Source organism: Streptomyces sp. F63 (genome assembly GCF_018070345.1).
In the GTDB taxonomy this organism is placed as follows: domain Bacteria; phylum Actinomycetota; class Actinomycetes; order Streptomycetales; family Streptomycetaceae; genus Streptomyces.
Window position 1 is genome coordinate 105,265 of record NZ_JAGPXX010000016.1, and the last position, 15,886, is coordinate 121,150.

18 protein-coding genes are annotated in these 15,886 nt (G+C 71.1%); 7 read left to right on the forward strand and 11 right to left on the reverse strand.

The genetic code is table 11. From position 1 onward, the window contains the following. Positions 1 to 11 precede the first annotated feature (11 nt). Positions 12 to 2,252, forward strand: coding sequence for an alpha-xylosidase (gene yicI, locus KBZ10_RS17945; RefSeq protein ID WP_210988645.1), 2,241 nt, complete (start codon positions 12 to 14; stop codon positions 2,250 to 2,252). Next, positions 2,236 to 3,240, forward strand: a complete 1,005-nt coding sequence (locus KBZ10_RS17950) for a LacI family DNA-binding transcriptional regulator (RefSeq protein WP_210988646.1) — start codon at positions 2,236 to 2,238, stop codon at positions 3,238 to 3,240. Before yicI ends, KBZ10_RS17950 begins: the two co-directional genes overlap by 17 nt. A 336-nt stretch (positions 3,241 to 3,576) precedes the next feature. On the opposite strand, the gene trxA is transcribed toward KBZ10_RS17950, so the two are convergent. Then, complete coding sequence (gene trxA / locus KBZ10_RS17955; RefSeq protein WP_210988647.1) at positions 3,577 to 3,993, reverse strand: thioredoxin; 417 nt, start codon at positions 3,991 to 3,993, stop codon at positions 3,577 to 3,579. Between the two features lie 212 nt (positions 3,994 to 4,205). Between trxA and KBZ10_RS17960 the strand changes: the two genes are divergently transcribed. Then, positions 4,206 to 5,822 carry an NAD(P)/FAD-dependent oxidoreductase gene (locus tag KBZ10_RS17960; protein ID WP_210988648.1) on the forward strand — a complete coding sequence of 539 codons (1,617 nt, stop codon included), beginning with the start codon at positions 4,206 to 4,208 and terminating at the stop codon, positions 5,820 to 5,822. A 16-nt stretch (positions 5,823 to 5,838) separates the two neighbouring features. Here KBZ10_RS17960 and KBZ10_RS17965 read toward each other — a convergent pair whose 3' ends face one another. Continuing rightward, on the reverse strand, positions 5,839 to 6,408 hold the full coding sequence (locus KBZ10_RS17965) for a GNAT family N-acetyltransferase (RefSeq protein ID WP_210988649.1): 570 nt from the start codon (positions 6,406 to 6,408) through the stop codon (positions 5,839 to 5,841). Positions 6,409 to 6,465: 57 nt separating this feature from the next. On the opposite strand from KBZ10_RS17965, the gene KBZ10_RS17970 reads away from it, so the two are divergent. Further along, positions 6,466 to 7,287 carry an exodeoxyribonuclease III gene (locus KBZ10_RS17970; protein ID WP_307847494.1) on the forward strand — a complete coding sequence of 274 codons (822 nt, stop codon included), beginning with the start codon at positions 6,466 to 6,468 and terminating at the stop codon, positions 7,285 to 7,287. 132 nt (positions 7,288 to 7,419) lie between these two features. Here KBZ10_RS17970 and KBZ10_RS17975 read toward each other — a convergent pair whose 3' ends face one another. Further along, complete coding sequence (locus KBZ10_RS17975; RefSeq protein WP_210988651.1) at positions 7,420 to 7,641, reverse strand: winged helix-turn-helix domain-containing protein; 222 nt, start codon at positions 7,639 to 7,641, stop codon at positions 7,420 to 7,422. Between the two features lie 137 nt (positions 7,642 to 7,778). Here KBZ10_RS17975 and KBZ10_RS17980 point away from each other — a divergent pair, with 137 nt between their 5' ends. Together KBZ10_RS17980 and KBZ10_RS17985 are read left to right on the forward strand one after the other, a co-directional pair. After that, positions 7,779 to 8,018 carry a hypothetical protein gene (locus KBZ10_RS17980; protein WP_210988652.1) on the forward strand — a complete coding sequence of 80 codons (240 nt, stop codon included), beginning with the start codon at positions 7,779 to 7,781 and terminating at the stop codon, positions 8,016 to 8,018. Next, a complete protein-coding gene (locus tag KBZ10_RS17985; protein WP_210988653.1) occupies positions 8,015 to 8,413 on the forward strand; it encodes a hypothetical protein in 399 nt (132 codons plus the stop codon). The genes KBZ10_RS17980 and KBZ10_RS17985 overlap by 4 nt, the downstream gene beginning before the upstream one ends. Before the next feature lie 566 nt (positions 8,414 to 8,979). Here the strand turns inward: KBZ10_RS17985 and KBZ10_RS17990 are convergent. The 8 genes from KBZ10_RS17990 to KBZ10_RS18025 all read right to left on the reverse strand — a co-directional run bounded on the left by KBZ10_RS17990 (position 8,980) and on the right by KBZ10_RS18025 (position 15,580). Beyond that, complete coding sequence (locus tag KBZ10_RS17990; RefSeq protein WP_210988654.1) at positions 8,980 to 9,150, reverse strand: hypothetical protein; 171 nt, start codon at positions 9,148 to 9,150, stop codon at positions 8,980 to 8,982. Positions 9,151 to 9,383: 233 nt separating this feature from the next. Continuing rightward, on the reverse strand, positions 9,384 to 10,187 hold the full coding sequence (locus KBZ10_RS17995; protein WP_210988655.1) for a hypothetical protein: 804 nt from the start codon (positions 10,185 to 10,187) through the stop codon (positions 9,384 to 9,386). Between the two features lie 310 nt (positions 10,188 to 10,497). Beyond that, the gene (locus KBZ10_RS18000; protein WP_210988656.1) at positions 10,498 to 10,812 is read right to left on the reverse strand and encodes a hypothetical protein; all 315 of its coding nucleotides are present in this window, start codon (positions 10,810 to 10,812) and stop codon (positions 10,498 to 10,500) included. Between the two features lie 360 nt (positions 10,813 to 11,172). Then, positions 11,173 to 11,427 carry a hypothetical protein gene (locus tag KBZ10_RS18005; RefSeq protein WP_210988657.1) on the reverse strand — a complete coding sequence of 85 codons (255 nt, stop codon included), beginning with the start codon at positions 11,425 to 11,427 and terminating at the stop codon, positions 11,173 to 11,175. A 155-nt stretch (positions 11,428 to 11,582) separates the two neighbouring features. Continuing rightward, the gene (locus tag KBZ10_RS18010; RefSeq protein WP_210988658.1) at positions 11,583 to 12,794 is read right to left on the reverse strand and encodes a phage/plasmid primase, P4 family; all 1,212 of its coding nucleotides are present in this window, start codon (positions 12,792 to 12,794) and stop codon (positions 11,583 to 11,585) included. 6 nt (positions 12,795 to 12,800) lie between these two features. Next, the gene (locus tag KBZ10_RS18015; RefSeq protein WP_210988659.1) at positions 12,801 to 13,028 is read right to left on the reverse strand and encodes a hypothetical protein; all 228 of its coding nucleotides are present in this window, start codon (positions 13,026 to 13,028) and stop codon (positions 12,801 to 12,803) included. Further along, entirely contained in the window at positions 13,025 to 13,249 is a 225-nt protein-coding gene (locus tag KBZ10_RS18020; RefSeq protein ID WP_210988660.1) for a hypothetical protein, read from the reverse strand. The genes KBZ10_RS18015 and KBZ10_RS18020 overlap by 4 nt, the downstream gene beginning before the upstream one ends. 747 nt (positions 13,250 to 13,996) lie before the next feature. After that, a complete protein-coding gene (locus tag KBZ10_RS18025) occupies positions 13,997 to 15,580 on the reverse strand; it encodes a recombinase family protein (protein WP_210988661.1) in 1,584 nt (527 codons plus the stop codon). Between KBZ10_RS18025 and KBZ10_RS18030 the strand changes: the two genes are divergently transcribed. Then, complete coding sequence (locus KBZ10_RS18030; protein ID WP_210988686.1) at positions 15,579 to 15,764, forward strand: hypothetical protein; 186 nt, start codon at positions 15,579 to 15,581, stop codon at positions 15,762 to 15,764. The two genes, KBZ10_RS18025 and KBZ10_RS18030, sit on opposite strands and share 2 nt — an antisense overlap. The last annotated feature ends 122 nt before the right edge of the window (positions 15,765 to 15,886 follow it).

Genomic DNA, 15,886 nt, shown 5'->3' on the forward strand with positions numbered 1-15,886 from the left:
AGGGCTGACGCATGAAGTTCACCGACGGCTACTGGCTGATGCGCGAGGGCGTGACCGGGTCCTACCCCGTCGAAGTCCTCGACGTCACCACGGGCCCGGGCACGCTGGAGATCCACGCGCCCACCCGTCCGATCCGCCACCGCGGCGACCTCCTCAAAGGCCCCGTCGTCACGATCACCTGCACCTCCCCCATGCCCGGCGTGATCGGCGTCCGCCTCACCCACTTCGCGGGCGGCACGGACACCGGACCGCACTTCCCGCTCTCCCCGCAGGAGGGCTTCCTGCCCGAGGTCGCGTACGACGGGGAGGAAGCCGTCCTCACCTCCGGCGGCCTGTCGCTGGCCGTCGGCCGCAAGGGCCCCTGGTCGCTGGACTTCCGGGCCGGCGGGCGGACGCTGACCAGCAGCGGCGTCAAGGGCATGGGCATCATGGAGACCGGCGACGGCGGCCACTACCTCCGCGAGCAACTCGACCTGCGGGTCGGGACCAGCGTCTACGGGCTCGGCGAGCGCTTCGGCCCGCTGGTGAAGAACGGCCAGGCCGTCGACATCTGGAACGCCGACGGCGGCACCTCCAGCGAGCAGTCCTACAAGAACGTGCCGTTCTACCTCACCGACGCCGGCTACGGCGTCTTCGTCGACCACCCGGGCCGGGTCTCCTTCGAGGTCGGCTCCGAGGCGGTCTCCCGGGTCCAGTTCAGCGTCGAGGGCCAGGAACTGCAGTATTACGTCATCCACGGGCCCACCCCGAAGGAGATCCTCCGCAGGTACACCGCCCTCACCGGGCGTCCCGCCCTGCCGCCCGCCTGGTCCTTCGGACTCTGGCTGTCAACCTCCTTCACCACCGACTACGACGAGGCGACCGTCACCTCCTTCGTCGACGGCATGGCCGAACGCGGGCTCCCGCTCTCCGTCTTCCACTTCGACTGCTTCTGGATGCGCGAGTTCCACTGGTGCGACTTCGAGTGGGACTGCCGGGTCTTCCCCGATCCCGAGGGGATGCTGCGCCGGCTGAGGGAACGCGGGCTGCGGATCTCCGTCTGGATCAACCCGTACATCGCGCAGCGCTCGCCGCTCTTCGCCGAGGGCCGCGACCGCGGCCACCTGCTGCGCAGACCGGACGGCGGCGTCTGGCAGTGGGACCTGTGGCAACCGGGCATGGCCCTGGTGGACTTCACCAACCCCGCGGCCCGCGCCTGGTATGCCGGCAAGCTGAAGCGGCTGCTCGACATGGGCGTGGACTGCTTCAAGACCGACTTCGGGGAGCGGATACCCACCGATGTCGTCTACGCGGACGGCTCCGACCCCGAGCGGATGCACAACTACTACACCCAGCTCTACAACGAGACGGTCTTCGACCTGCTGCGCCGCGAGCGCGGCGAGGGAGAGGCCGTCGTCTTCGCCCGCTCGGCGACCGCCGGCGGCCAGCGCCTCCCCGTGCACTGGGGCGGCGACTGCGAGTCCACCTACGCGTCCATGGCCGAGTCGCTGCGCGGCGGGCTGTCGCTGGGGCTCTCCGGCTTCGGCTACTGGTCGCACGACATCGGCGGCTTCGAGGGCACCCCGGACGCCGCGCTGTTCAAGCGGTGGATCGCCTTCGGGCTGCTCTCCTCGCACAGCCGGCTGCACGGCTCGTCCTCCTACCGCGTGCCGTGGCTGTTCGACGAGGAGGCCGTGGACGTCCTGCGCGTCTTCACCCGGCTCAAGCTGCGGCTGATGCCGTACCTGGCCGAAGTGGCCCGGCAGGCCCACACCGAGGGCGTGCCGATGATGCGGGCCATGGCGCTGGAGTTCCCGGACGACCCGGCCTGCGCACACCTGGAACGGCAGTACATGCTCGGCCCCGACCTGCTCGTCGCTCCGGTCTTCTCGGACGGCGGCGAGGTCGCGTACTACGTGCCCGAGGGGACCTGGACCCATCTCCTGTCCGGTGAGCGGGTCACCGGGCCCCGGTGGGTGCGGGAGACCCACGGCTTCCTCAGCGCGCCGGTCCTCGTCCGGCCCGGCGCCGTGCTCCCGCTCGGTTCGGTGGACGACCGGCCCGACTACGACTGGGCGGACGGGGTCACGCTCCGGGCGTACGGGCTGGCGGACGGCGCCGAGGTGACGGTGCGGGTGCCGCCGGGCGCCGAGTACACCGTGCGGCGGGAGGGCGAGGCGGTGCGGGTCACCGCGCGCGGCACCGGGGGAAGACCCTGGCATCTGGAAGCCGACGGCTCCGGGGAGGATGTCCGGCATGGTCAAGATCACTGACGTGGCCCGGCACGCCGGGGTCTCGCCCAGCACCGTCAGCTACGCGCTCAACGGCAAACGGCCCATATCGGAGGAGACCCGCCGCCGGATCGAGGCCAGCATCCGGGAACTCGGCTACCACCCGCACGCGGGGGCCCGCGCCCTCGCCGGTGCCCGCTCCCGTGCCCTCGCCCTGGTGATGCCGCTGCGCAGCGGTGTCCATCTGCCGGTCGTCACCCAGTTCGCCATGTCGGTCGTCACCGCGGCGCGCCGCCACGACCACGACGTGCTGCTGCTCACCGGGGAGGAGGGCGAGGACGGGCTGCGGCGGGTCGCGGACAGCGCGCGCGCCGACGGGTTCGTCGTCATGGACGTACAACTGAACGACCGCAGACTGCCGTTACTGCGCACTCTGCGGCGGCCTTCGGTGCTCATCGGCTTCCCCGCCGAACCGGCGGGACTGACCTGCGTCGACCTCGACTTCCGGGCCGTCGGCGAGACCTGCGTCGAACACCTGGCCCTGCTCGGTCACCGCCGCGTCGCGCTGCTCGGCTCACCGCCGGAGGTCTACGAACGGGGCACCGGTTTCGCGCGGCGCGTCGCGGAGGGGTTCACGGCGGCCGCGGAGCGGAACGGGCTCGCCGCCGCGGTGCACCCCGGCGGGACCGATCCGGCCGCCGCACCCGCCCTGGTGCGGCGGCTGCTCGGGACGGACCCGCCACCCACCGGCGTGGTGGTCCACAACGAGGCCGTGCTGGGCCCGCTGACCGACGCACTCCGCGCCGAGGGCCTGCGCGTGCCGGAGGACCTGTCGGTGGTGGCCGTCTGCCCCGACGACCAGGCGGAGCGCGCCCCCGTCCCGCTCACCTCGGTCGCCATCCCGGCCGCCGAACTCGGCACGCGGGCCGTGGACCTGCTGATCCGGCAACTCGACGGGGAGCCGGTCCCGGAGGCCACACTGCTGCCGCCGCGGCTGACGGTCCGGTCGAGCACGGGACCTCGCGCCTAGTGCCGGGGCCGGGGCCGGGGCCGGGAAGGCTTGCCGGAAAGCTCGCGGCGTCCGGTGCGGCGCGTCGCCAGGCGGAGTGCCGCACCGGTACTGGGGGTACGCGGGCGGTACGGCAACGCGGCGCGCGGGGTACCCCCGGCCGGGCGCTGGGGGAGTGCCGGGCCGGCGCCGCGTGCCGGTGAACCCCGCCGGTCACGGCACCGGCCCCGGCCGGGCCCGAACACGCGCACCGGCCCCGGCCGGGCCCGAACACCCCGGGCACCGGCCCGGGCGCGCGCCGCCGTCCGCCCGGAAGACCGGCCGGGGCGGACGGCCGGTCCGGACGGGACGGCCCGGTCAGACCGCCGGGTCGGACGGGCCGGGGGGCTGGTTGCCGCCGGCCTGCTGCTGCGCGGCCTGCTGCTCGGAGACGGACTGGTGCACCTTCTCCATGTCCAGGTCGCGGGCCTGGCCGATGATGTCCTCCAGAGCGGGCTCGGGCAGGGCCCCGGGCTGGGCGTACACCGCGACGTTCTCCCGGACGACCATCAGGGTCGGGATGGACTGGATGTTGAAGGCCGCGGCGAGCTCGGGCTGGGCCTCCGTGTCGACCTTGGCGAAGACCAGGTCCGAGTGGCGGTTGGCCGCCTTCTCGTACACGGGTGCGAAAGTGCGGCAGGGGCCGCACCAGGAGGCCCAGAAGTCGATCAGGACGAAGTCGTTGGCGGAGACGACCTCGTCGAAGTTCTCCTTGGTCAGCTCGACCGTGCTCATATGTCCTACCTGCTTCCAGAGATGTCTTCTGTTCGGTCCTGCCGGAACCCTTGCCGGCTGCTGTGTCCGGGGAACGGGGCTTCCGGAGATCAGGGGGAGCCTGTCCGGATCCCGCCGGTTCATGTGGCCGATTTCCCGGAGCGTGGTGAGGACGGCCGGAAAGGGCACCCGGGAGGTCCACGAGTACCCGGATACGGAGAGGTGGAACAGGAATGACACGAACGCCGGACGAGAGCGCGGCGGGGCCGACGAAGCCGGCGGGGCCGACGGAGCCGCCGGAGACCGGGGAGGAGCAGGAGCGGCAGGCACCGCCCGGCGGGCCCCGCCCCCGCCCGGCCCCGCCGGGGGCCGGCGCGCCCAGTCCCCGGGCACCGCGCGAACAGGCGTACGACGTGATCGTGCTCGGCGGGGGCGCGGTCGGCGAGAACGCCGCCCGGAGCGTCCGCGCCGCCGGACTCTCCGTCGCGGTCGTCGAGAGCGAACTGCTCGGCGGTGACTGCTCGTACTGGGCCTGCATGCCCAGCAAGGCGCTGCTGCGGCCGGTGTCCGCGCTCGCCGCGGCGCACGCCGTCGCCGGCGTGCGGGAGGCGGTGACCGGGCCGCTCGCCCCGGAGCCCGTACTGGACCGGCGGGACGCGTTCGTGTCGCACTGGGAAGACGGCGGGCAGGTGGACTGGCTGCTGTCCGAGGGGGCCGTACTCGTCCGGGGGCACGGGCGGCTCGACGGGACGCGGCGCGTGGTCGTCCGCCCGGCGGAGGGGGCCGAGCACATCCTGACGGCTCGGCACGCGGTGGTGGTGGCCACGGGCAGCCGGCCCCGCCTGCCGGATCTGCCGGGGCTGCCCGGCGCGCGGCCGTGGACCAGCCGGGAGGCCACCAGTTCCCGGGAGATCCCGGAGCGGCTGGCCGTGGTGGGCGGCGGTGCGGTCGCCGTGGAGATGGCCTGTGCCTGGCAGGCGCTCGGCTCGGCCGTCACGATGTTCGTCCGCGGCGGGGGGCTGCTGCAGCGCATGGAGCCCTTCGCGGGCGAGTTGGTGGCCGAGGGGCTGGCGGCGGCCGGGGTGGAGATCCGTACCGGCGCGAGCGTGACCGAGGTGCGGCGGGCGTCCGCGGACAGCACGGTCACGCTGGTGCTGGACGGTGTCGGGGAGAGCGAGGCCGACGAGGTGCTGTTCGCCACCGGGCGGGAGCCACGCACGGACGGCATCGGGCTGGAGACGGTCGGCCTGCGGCCCGGGTCGTGGCTGGAGACCGACGATTCCTGCCGGGTCGGCGGGGTGGAGGAGGGCTGGCTGTACGCGGTCGGTGACGTCAACCGGCGTGCGCTCCTCACTCACCAGGGCAAGTACCAGGCCCGGATCGCGGGCGCGGCGATCGCGGCCCGCGCCCTGGGCGGCGAGGACGGCGGACAGGAGGGCGTGCGCTGGGGCCCCCACACGGCGACGGCGGACTCGGCGGCGGTACCGCAGGTGGTGTTCGGGGAGCCGGAGGCCGCCTCCGTGGGGCTGACCGCCGCGGAGGCCGGGCGCCGGGGGTACCGGGTCCGGGCCGTGGACCACGACCTGGGAGCCGTCGCCGGCGCCGGCCTGTACGCCGACCATTACCGCGGCCGGGCCCGGATGGTCGTCGACGCGGACCGCGACGTGCTGCTCGGGGCGACCTTCGTGGGACCGGGCGTGGCCGAACTGCTGCACTCGGCGACGGTGGCGGTGGCCGGGGAGGTGCCGCTCGGCCGGCTGTGGCACGCGGTCCCGGCGTTCCCGACGATGAGCGAGGTCTGGCTGCGGCTGCTGGAGACCTACCGGCACGGCACGACGGCGCGGCCGTGACGCGGCCGTCCCCCGGCTACCCGTTCCCGACCGCCGCGGGCCCCGCTCCGGCCGGGTGGCCGAGCGCGACGGCCCGGCCGGGGGCCGGGGTGCCGGCGGACACGGTGAGCGGCTTGGCGAAGCAGCGGCTGTCCGGCTCGCGGCGGTAGAGGCCGAACTTCGCGGTCGGCAGATAGCCGCAGGAGGTGTAGAGCGCGATCGCCTCCGGCTGCTTGGTGCCCGTCTCCAGCACCATGCGGATCCGCTTCGCCTCCCGGGCGCTCTCCTCCAGCGCGGCCAGCAGCCGCCGGGCGAGACCGCGGCCGCGCGCCTCGGGGACCACGTACATCCGCTTCAGCTCGGCGTCGCCGTCCTCGTACCCCTCGTGGTTGCGCTCCTGCGCGCGCCAGCCGCCGGTGGCCAGCGGGGTGCCGTCCGGGTCGTACGCGACGAGGTACAGGCCGTTCGGCGGGTCGAACTGGGCCGGGTCCATCTCCGTGAGGTCCGGATCGCCGTAGCGCTCGGTGTACTCCAGCTGGACGCGGTCGTTCAGCTTTCGGGCATCGGGATGGTCATAACGCACGGTACGGAGCTGCATGGGCGACATCGTACGGATGTCCCGGGCGGCCGGGGAGCGGAGTCCGCGTCCCGGTATCGTGCGCTGGTGCTCACTGTGACCAGCGTGAATGTGAACGGGCTCCGTGCCGCCGCCAGGAAGGGCTGCGTGGAGTGGCTGGCGGGGACCGCCGCCGACGTGATCTGCCTCCAGGAGGTGCGGGCCGAGCCGGCGCAGCTCCCGGACGCCGTCCGGGAACCGGAGGGCTGGCACAGCGTCCACGCGCCCGCCGCAGCCAAGGGCCGCGCCGGCGTCTCCCTCTACACGCGCCGGCCCCCCGAGGCGGTGCGGATCGGCTTCGGCTCGGCGGAGTTCGACACCGCCGGCCGGTACGCGGAGATCGACCTGCCCGGCATCACGGTCGCCAGCCTGTACCTCCCCTCCGGCGAGGTGGGCACCGAGCGGCAGGCGGAGAAGGAACGGTTCATGGCCGAGTTCCTGCCGTACCTGGCCGGGCTGCGGGAGCGAGCGGCGGCCGGCGGGCGCGAGGTGCTCGTCTGCGGCGACTGGAACATCGCCCACCGGGAGGCCGACCTCAAGAACTGGCGCGCCAACCGGCGGAACGCCGGCTTCCTCCCGGAGGAGCGCGCCTGGCTCACCCGGGTCTACGAGGAGGCCGGCTACGCCGATGTGGTGCGGGAACTGCATCCGGGCGTGGACGGGCCGTACTCCTGGTGGTCGTACCGGGGGCGGGCCTTCGACAACGACAGCGGCTGGCGGATTGACGCAATCTACAGTTCGCCTGGCCTGGCGGCCCGTGCCGTGAAGGCGTACGTGGAGAAGGCAGCTAGCCACGCTGAACGCTGGTCAGACCACGCGCCGGTAACGGCAGTCTTTGACTGGCGCTGGGGTGAGACGCTGGGCCGGTAGCGCTGAGCGGAAAGCCTGGAAGCGTCCCACCACCAGGGGTCAGGCCGTAGGAGCTGAGTTCCAGAGAGTCTTTCTTACTCCGGGACGGAAGATCAGTAACTACTCAGTCCCTTCGTCTCCTCCGCCGCCGACTCAGAGCACGTAGCTCCCCGCACCCAGGACCGTGCGGAGGCGGCCTTCCTGCCTCAGCGCCACGACGGCCTTCTGAATCGTGGACTGGGTAACGTCGTACTCCGCTGCCAGTGTGACCGTGCCCGGGAAGCGCTCGCCAGACTTCCACTCGCCAGCGTCCAGGCGGCGGCGTAGATCCCCGGCAACCTGAGGCCAGACAGGGACGGAGCGGTCGAGATCCATACCTTCAGCGTCCGCGTGAATGCGGACATGTGCTACCGCGATACCGCGTAAGCGCGTAAGGTTCGCGGACGAAGGACCCCGGCAGCCGCTGACACGGCCCCGGGGCATGGCCGAACGCTGACAAGGAGCGAACGACAATGCGAACGATACTGGCTGGACTCCTGGCCGTCTGCATGCCCGCCAGGGGCAAGCACAGGGCCGACACGGCCCCCGTCCCCGCCTGTCCGCCGATGACTGCCCCGAAGCCCTCGCGTGCCTGGGAAGTCGTGATCGAAGCTGACGCGCTGCCGATCGTGCCCCGGTACCTGGTCGCGTTCGAGGAGAAGCAGGCACGGCAGCGGGACGAACGGACCACATGCGCGGGGGTGGCCGCGTGAGTGAGGCAGCCGAGCGCGGGACGCGCCTCCGTCGCCTGCCGTGGAGCAACGACGCCGATAGGCCTTCGTTCGTGGAGTCCGGAGACAGCTTCCTGAACCGGCTGGCGGACACCCTCGAAGGCCAGATGATCGAGACAGCCCAGGATGACGCCGACAAGGCCCGTGATCTGGTCGCTGACCCGGACGCTACGGCGGAAGAGATGCGTAAGGCACTGGGCTACCTGGCTGGTTCGCTCCGGGACGCGGCCCTGGTGGCAACGCTCCGGGGTGAGCGACTGAACATCGACAGCGCCCCGGCAGGCGAGAGCCACCCGGCGGATGAGCCGCTCTACGGCGAGCGCGCCAGGGCTGTCGGCCAGGCGCTCCGCATGATGCGGCCAGGGCGCGGCCAGTAGCGGACACGGCCCCGGACACGACAAGAGCCCTGACCGGCCAACCCAGTACGGGAAGGTGGTCAGGGCTCAGTCATGTCCGGACGGAGACAGGCTCCCCGGACAGGGTGGCGGCCATGTCTTCCAGGGTGCGGACAGCGACGGACGCAGGCACCGGACACAGGCGGACACAGCGACGGCCAGCCGGACACAGACGAGACAGCGGCCAGGAGACTGCCGGACACGGTGACCGGACGGCGGCCAGGTACGGACACAGCAGCGGCCAGGAGAGTTGGACCAGGAGGAGGCGGCCGGCAAGGGGGGGCAGGCCCTCTGACCTGGGAAGACTCCTCCGCTGTCCGCACACGTTGGCAGGCTGTCCGGCCAGAGTTGACAACCGGCGGACACTGTGCATCGGCTGGGGGCCTTCGTGCGTCACGGTCAGTTACTTGACCGGGTCTCTGAACCGGGCGCAGGGGACAGAGCCCTCCATGGCGTTGCCGGTTTCAACAGGGACGGGGGTCTACCCCCGGGGCCCTGACCTGCGGTTATGTGGCTCACAAGCCTCTGACCTGCGACGATGTCGACAGTCACAGCCAGTGATGGTCGGCGGTGTCCGGCTGGTCCTCCTCCACGGCCACGACCATGCCCGTTGCCAGCCAGGCGGCTGCCGCGTCGTCAGGGATCTCGATCTCATCGCCCATCGCGTAGTCCTGGCCGCCCAGAGCCAGGTAGTGGCCCAGCCCTACACGGACTCTCACCGGCTGGTCCTCCGCTGGCGCTCCATGTGGTGAACCAGGCAGCGGGCCAGGCCCCCGGTCTGAACCTGACAGCGCGGATGCCGACAGGACACATCGACTGGCCGGGGCCTGATGCTGGCAGGCATGTCCGCTGGCGTCGGCTGAGCATCGTGCATGGGTACCTCCTCAGGGCAGCGCCAGGGGGCCCAGCGTCAGGCAGTCAACTACTGGGCCCCACAGGCGAGTTGGACAGGTCAGGCAGCGTCGGCGTCAAGGACAGTGACCATGCCCTGGCGCTCCAGGTACAGCGCGTGGGAGCGCTTCATGTCCATGACCCCGCCGGAGTTGTGGGCCCGGACGCGGACCATCGGATCGTCCTGGTGGACAGGCTCCCCGGTCTCGCCGTAGAGGTCCCGCACGCCGATGGCTTCGAAGCTGGCTTCGATGGCCTGAACCTCCGGCATGCCGGGCCGGTGCGGGACCTGGTACACGTCGCGCGGTTCCATGCCTGCCGCGTCGCGGGGCGAAGCCTGGGTAGCACCAGTGAAGTCGGAGAACACGCCCAGCTCCCAGTTGACGGCGGTCGAGCGGGCGGCCAGGACAGCGCCATAGGTCTGCCGTGCTTCATCGGCCTTCCGCTGGGCCGCCAGGTACGCGTCCTTGGCCTTTGCCAGCTCCTGGCCGATGGCCCGCGCAATGGTCGGCATCTCACGCCGGACAGCGTCGCGCAGCTTCGAGTCAGCAGCGCGGACCTTGGCCGCCAGGTCCTCCACGATGGCGATGGCACGCGGCCGGTCCTGCTCGGCCTTGCCCAGCGCGGACGACAGCTCGAACGGGTCCCCACCATCGGCCACGGCCTGTCGCGCGGCAGCACGGTCAGCAGCGGTGGCCTGCTCACGCCAGTCAGGGGCCAGGAGGTGAAGGTACTTGTCCTCCGCATCGACCCACGCGCTGTAGGCGTCATCGCGGTCCTTCAGCAGAGCGCGAACGGGGCGCGGCAGGAAGCGAGCGTCGGGGACGCCGGTCAGGGTCAGGTAACTGTCGTACTGGTCAGACATGGGTCAGGCTCCTTGGTTCAGGTGTGGTATGGGGGTGGCGCTGGTCAGCGGCCGAGGATGCGATCAACGCGCTCAGTGGCGTCAGGCGCGGACCGGAGGGCAGCACGGATGCGCCGGTTCAGGTCAGGGTCCTTGGCCAGCGGCTTGACAGGGGCGGGGGCCTGGGCCGGGGTCTGGGCCTTCGGCTGACGGTTGCGGCGACGGGCAGGCATAGCGGGACTCCTAAGGGTCTGGACGGCCTCTGTACGGCCGTTCTCACCCCGCAAGCCCTCCGGGCCGGTGAGGGCCAGGAAGGCGGGCAGAGGGGCCGTCAGCGACGCTTCAGCCGGACGTCCAGGACGAAGGTCTCCGAGTCCTCGCGGCGCAGTTTGAAGCCTGCCGCGGAAGCCAGACGGCGGACGGAACTGGTCGGGATTCCCCGGGAAGCGGCGGGCGTGTTGCGCATGGCACGGCGAATGGCGCGGGTCAGGTCCCCCACGCTGGTCTCACTGCCCTGGTCCAGCTCGATCACATCGGGCAGGAACTCAGCGAAGGCTTCAGCGAAGGACCGGTCCGTGTCGGTCAGCCTGGACGGGTTGTGGGGGTGGAGCTGAACAGCGGCAGGGTTGGTGACAGGGTCGGTCACGGCAGGGCCTCCAGGGGCGCTCAGGAACGGCCCAGTGCGGCCGCTCTCACGGCCCAGGCCCTCCGGGCCAGCGGTGGCCAGGAAGGCGTCAGAGGCGAGCCAGGCGCGCTCGGAGACACGGCCAGGGCCAGCCGGCCGAACCGGCATCTGGCGCGGAACGGACACGTACGTGAACTGGAAGACGTACCGAACCAGGGGAAGACGTACGCGACGTCCCAGGCCGGAGTCAGTCGACGTCGACAGGCACGCCAGCCAGACGGTCAGCGGCAGCGCGGAACGTCTCACGTTCGGAGGCACAGGCAGCGGCCAAGGCAGCGTCAGCCAGGGCGGCCAGGGCGATGCGCAGGGCAGAGGACAGGGTCACGCGAAGACCTCCCGGAAGTACCGGCGGAACGGGTTCGGGTCGGGCTCAGCCGCGCGGAAGGCCGCATAGGCAGCGGTCGCAGCGGACGCGATCCGGGCCACGTCGTCCGGGTCGTCTGCCAGGGCTTCGGCCTCCAGCTCAGCGTCCGAGACGACAGCAGCGGTAACGGCAGGGTCGGCCAGGTCGGGAGTCGGTCCGTACCAGTCCAGGAGACTGGCGAAGACCTCATGGGCAGCAGCAGGAGCGTTCAAGGGAAGACCTCCGGGGGAGTCAGGGGGAGGGACGGCAGGAGCAGCGGAGGAGGACCGGAACAACCGGAACAGGGGTTCATGGCCGATCAGCCACGTAATCCGATACGTAGCCAAACGACCACGGAAGCCTGTTCCGGTTGTTCCGGTCGGGGCCGTTACTGGATGGCGTCCGGAAACGCCTCCGCCGCGCCCTCCGCTGCCTCCGCCGGTTGGGAACCGTCCACCCATCGCAGGCCGGTCAACAGACGGGCCTTCGCTGTCTTCTGGCCCTGGATCTGCCACCGCTTCGTGCTGATCGGGGAACGGGGCCGGTCGGCCTTCCCGCTGCGGAACCAGGCGTGCTGTTCAGCGCGGGACCAGAACGTGTCAGCCGTCCACTGCCGCTGTCCGTTCCGGCGGGCCCAGGCCGTGAACTGGTCGAAGACCTGGGCGGTCGGCACGGCGCACCCCTCGGCTGGCTCCAGGAACTCATCCAGGAACGCCACAGCCTTGTTGCTGCCGTGGCGCCAGGTCTCCGTATCAGCGCGGACAGTCTCCGGCATGTCCGGCAGGACCCGGCCCGCCGCGTACCAGGCCATGGCGCCAGCGACCAGCCAAGCCAGGACAGCTTCGTGCTGGCCGTCGTTCCCGCTGCGGAGCCTGTCCCGAAGCGTCGGGTCCTTCGGCCGGTCGGGGTCCCTGCCGTCGTACGTGAACGGGAACTTGACCAGGGCCAGGCGGCGCCATGTGCCGTGGTCAACAGCGTCGATGCGGACTTCGAAGTTCGTCGTCACGAACAGGCTGTGTGTCGCCGTCCATGAGACGTTGTCCTGGCCGATGTGCCGGGCGATCATGCCGTCCGTACCGGCGGCCTTCTTCAGCCGAACCGCGTTCAGGTAGTCGCCCTCCGGCAGTTCTTCGATGTACGCGAAGCGGGCCCCCTTCAGAGTCATCAGCTCTGTCGGGTGGTCGTTCTGGGAACCAAGCAGGACCTTGTCAGGGACCGTGGTTGCGTACCCGCTGACGTCAGCCTTCCCCAGCGCTCCGATGATGCCGTCCAGGACGGTCGTCTTACCGTTGGCGCCTCCGCCGAACAGGAACGGGACGACGTCATCGCTGGCAGCGTGGCCGGTCGCAGCCTGGCCGAAGCGGACCCGCATCCAGTCGGCCACGTCATCGGGCAGGGCCGTCAGGGCCGCGTCCCAGTCGGCATGCTGGGCGTTGGGCACGTACGACGTCGGGCTGATCTTCGTGAACATCAGCGCCGGGTCGTGTGGGCTCAGTTCACCCGTGCGGAGATCCAGTACGCCGTTCGCCACGTTCAGCAGGTCGTGGTGCGTGTCGAAGTCTTCGTATCGGACGTACAGGACCTCCCGCGCGCCGGTCATCAGCGTCTACTCGGAGCCCAGGCGCGCGGCCAGGTCCGTTTCTGCCAGGGAGCCTTCACGCCACAGGGGCGCGTCTGCCTCCGCTGCCGTGTCCAGGGCTGCCAAGACGTCGCCGTATGGGCAGTCGCAGAACAGGTCCACGTACAGGGCGCCCGTGCTGTCATCGCGGTACATGGCGTCCGGGGTCTGGCAGACAGGGCAGGTGGCGTAGATACCGGCGTCGATGATGCTCACGCGGCCACCTCCGCCGGGTCAGTGATGACGTACGCGCCCTGGTTCCCGTCTCGGCAGTGGCTGACGCGCGCACCGAAGCGGCCCGGCTGGTCGCCATCGCCTCCGCCGTGCGTGTGGAGCTTGGTGCACCAGGGGCAGCGGACCATCAGGAGCCAGGTCCCATCCCAGGAGCGGGCAACACTGGGGGTCACGGTCGGGATGTCGTTCGAGTTCTGGTCCACGGGGGGGACCTCCGTTCAGTCGGTTCGGGTGGTCTGGCCTCCGGGTCCGGTCGGTCGGCGGCCACCGGCCAACCGCTGCCCCGGCTGGGTTGCCTGGCGTGCGACTGACCGGCGGCCTGTGACCACTCCGAACCATTGGAGGTCGGCGGCTTGACCCGGCCGCCTGCGGGAGTCTGGAAACGAAGACAGGCCCCCGCCGGAGACCCAGCAGCGAGAGGACGCCAATCCACGCTGCGAGCCGACCCGGCGAGGGCCTGTGTTGCTGGCTATGAAGCCGCCAGCGGGCTGTCTGAACCGTCAGCGCAGGAGAGTTGGCGTCCTACTGCGTGACTGGGTAGTGGGCCTCTGGGGCCGTGTCTGAGGGAGCGTCCCAGGGCCGTGCGGGGCGGACTGAGGAGTGACCGCACGGCACTGGAACGCACAACGGCCCCGCCCAGCGGTTTCGACTCCCGATGCGACGCGGGAGGAACCAGCCAGGCAGGGCCGAAGACTGAGGAGCGGCGCCGGTGGTCGCATGCGCCGGAGACTGGTGAACCAGCCTCACTACTAGACAGGCCAGGACATGACCTGTTCCGCAGGAAGCCGCCGCAGCGGCCCCGTACCTAGAGACAGGCCAGGACATGACCCGCCCGGCGGAAGGCCCTGTGCGGCCGCCAGTCCCAGCCGGCCCAGACCGCGTCACAGGCCCTCACGCAGCACGAAGGCCCCCAGCCGAAGCCAGGGGCCCTCAGTCGGCGGCCCTGTCTCTCAGAACAGGGCCGCCGCGTCTTCCTCCGCTGCGATCTCCTCCAGGCGCGCGGCCTGCGGGTCGTCATGTGCGCCGATGGCGAAGGACAGCCGGGACAGGTCCGGGCCTGCCAGCCGCTCAGCGCCTCCGCCGGTGCGGCCCTTCGTCACGGTCACCCTGGCCCCCGCGTCCAGGAGGAGCTGGCGGCGGCCAGCCGTGTCATGCCGGGCCCAGAAGCTGGCGTACGTCTCGCCGGTCGGCACGATCTCCGTCTGGGCCTCCGTCCTGGGTGTCGCTTCCAGGGCCTCCGCCCGCCGCTCCAGGGTCGCCACTTCCTCCTGCCAGATCATCCGGCCGGTGCGTGACTTGCGCGTCTCCTTGTCGGCGTACAGCGCGCGCAACTCCGCTTCTACTTCCCGCAGTTCGGGGGTTGGGTCGTAGCCCTTGCGGGTCACGACCTTCATGATCTGGGTGTCCCCGATACGGGCCAGGAACTCCGCTTCGGCGTACTGCTCCAGCCAGTCAGCGCGCATGCCAGCCGCAGACGTGCACCGTGCGCCACGGGCTGACGCGCGGCAGATGTAGTCAGCGCCCCCGATCCTGTCGGCGCGGTACATGTTCCCGCCGCAGGATGAGCACTTCGCTACGCCCAGGAGCAGGGCCTTCGTGTCCCGGCGGGTACGGCTCTTCTGCGGCTTGCGAACGTCTAGGCACTCCTGAAGGGTGTCGAACTCCTCACGGGACAGGATGGGTTCCCCGATCAGTACCGGCCGACCGTCGCTGTCCCGGACAGGCTTCCTGTTGTGAATTCGGTAGCCCATCAGCGCGGGGGAACGGAGGATCTTCGACAGGGCACCGGCAGTCCAGCGGAACCGGTTGTGACGCTGGCCGTTCCTGACGCCGCCAGTCTGGCGGCCAGCCTTCGCGGCCTGGTAGTCACGCGGGACCAGCACACCAGCATCGTTCAGGGCCAGCGCTATGGAGGTAAGCGCCTGGCCGTTCAAGACGTCCCGGATGATGCCGGACAGGATCTTCACGGCCTCTGGCTCCGGCGCCAGCTTGTAGCCAGGGCCGTCAGGGTTGGGGATCTTCTCGTAGCCGAACGGGACCAGGCCGCCGCTGTATCGGCCCTGGGAGCGGAGGGCAGCCTGGGCGCCGGTCACGCGCTCCCGGATGGCCGTGGACTCCATCTGAGCGGAGAAGGCCAGAAGGGTCGTGATCAGTTCGCTGACGGGCGACACGGTCCGCATGTCCAGGTCCATCGGAGCGCCGCCGGGACCCTCAGCGAAGACCAGCAGCTTCCCGTGCGCCTTCGCCCAGCGGCCCAGTTCAGCCATGTCCGACATGGAGCGGACGGCACGGTCCATGCGCCACCAGATGATCATGTCGAAATCATCGGGGCGCTGAAGCCAGGCCCCCAGCTCCGGCCGGTCGAACGGTGTCGTCTTCGTGGCGCTGACGTCCAGGTCCTCCGCCTCCCCGACGATGACAGCGCCACGGCGTGCGGCTTCGTTCGAGTTGGCTGCCCGCTGCCTGGCGGGGGACGTCGTCTCATCCGTGCGGACCGACAGTCGAATGGCGCTGAGTGCGCGGAGTTGTGTCATGGCGCAGAGCGTAGTGGAGTCTGAATCGACCGGGTGGCGCATCGATCTCCATGTGGCGACGCGGCGGCTGGCCGGGCGCGCCCTCAAGGCCGAGGTCGAACGGGCGGCGAGCCACGACCTGCGCTGGTCGGACCACGCGCCGGTGACGGTCACGTATGACGTCCCGGGGTCCCGGGAAGGGTGACCCGGCGGATCGGTGCGGCCGCACGTCAACAGGGGACGCCCGTTCTTCCACCGGAAGAGGCCGGTGGGGAGGGGCGGTTACAGGTGTTCTTTCCTACCCTGGGCGGATCGCCGCGGCCACGC

Excerpts from the sequence above, each read along its gene's own strand:
- KBZ10_RS17960 (WP_210988648.1), top strand. The coding sequence starts at position 4,206 with ATGACACGAACGCCGGACGAGAGCGCGGCGGGGCCGACGAAGCCGGCG.
- KBZ10_RS18025 (WP_210988661.1), bottom strand. The coding sequence starts at position 15,580 with ATGACACAACTCCGCGCACTCAGCGCCATTCGACTGTCGGTCCGCACG.
- KBZ10_RS17995 (WP_210988655.1), bottom strand. The coding sequence starts at position 10,187 with ATGTCTGACCAGTACGACAGTTACCTGACCCTGACCGGCGTCCCCGAC.
- KBZ10_RS18010 (WP_210988658.1), bottom strand. The coding sequence starts at position 12,794 with ATGACCGGCGCGCGGGAGGTCCTGTACGTCCGATACGAAGACTTCGAC.
- KBZ10_RS17975 (WP_210988651.1), bottom strand. The coding sequence starts at position 7,641 with ATGGATCTCGACCGCTCCGTCCCTGTCTGGCCTCAGGTTGCCGGGGAT.
- KBZ10_RS17950 (WP_210988646.1), top strand. The coding sequence starts at position 2,236 with ATGGTCAAGATCACTGACGTGGCCCGGCACGCCGGGGTCTCGCCCAGC.
- yicI (WP_210988645.1), top strand. The coding sequence starts at position 12 with ATGAAGTTCACCGACGGCTACTGGCTGATGCGCGAGGGCGTGACCGGG.
- KBZ10_RS17965 (WP_210988649.1), bottom strand. The coding sequence starts at position 6,408 with ATGTCGCCCATGCAGCTCCGTACCGTGCGTTATGACCATCCCGATGCC.
- trxA (WP_210988647.1), bottom strand. The coding sequence starts at position 3,993 with ATGAGCACGGTCGAGCTGACCAAGGAGAACTTCGACGAGGTCGTCTCC.
- KBZ10_RS18030 (WP_210988686.1), top strand. The coding sequence starts at position 15,579 with ATGGCGCAGAGCGTAGTGGAGTCTGAATCGACCGGGTGGCGCATCGAT.
- KBZ10_RS17980 (WP_210988652.1), top strand. The coding sequence starts at position 7,779 with ATGCGAACGATACTGGCTGGACTCCTGGCCGTCTGCATGCCCGCCAGG.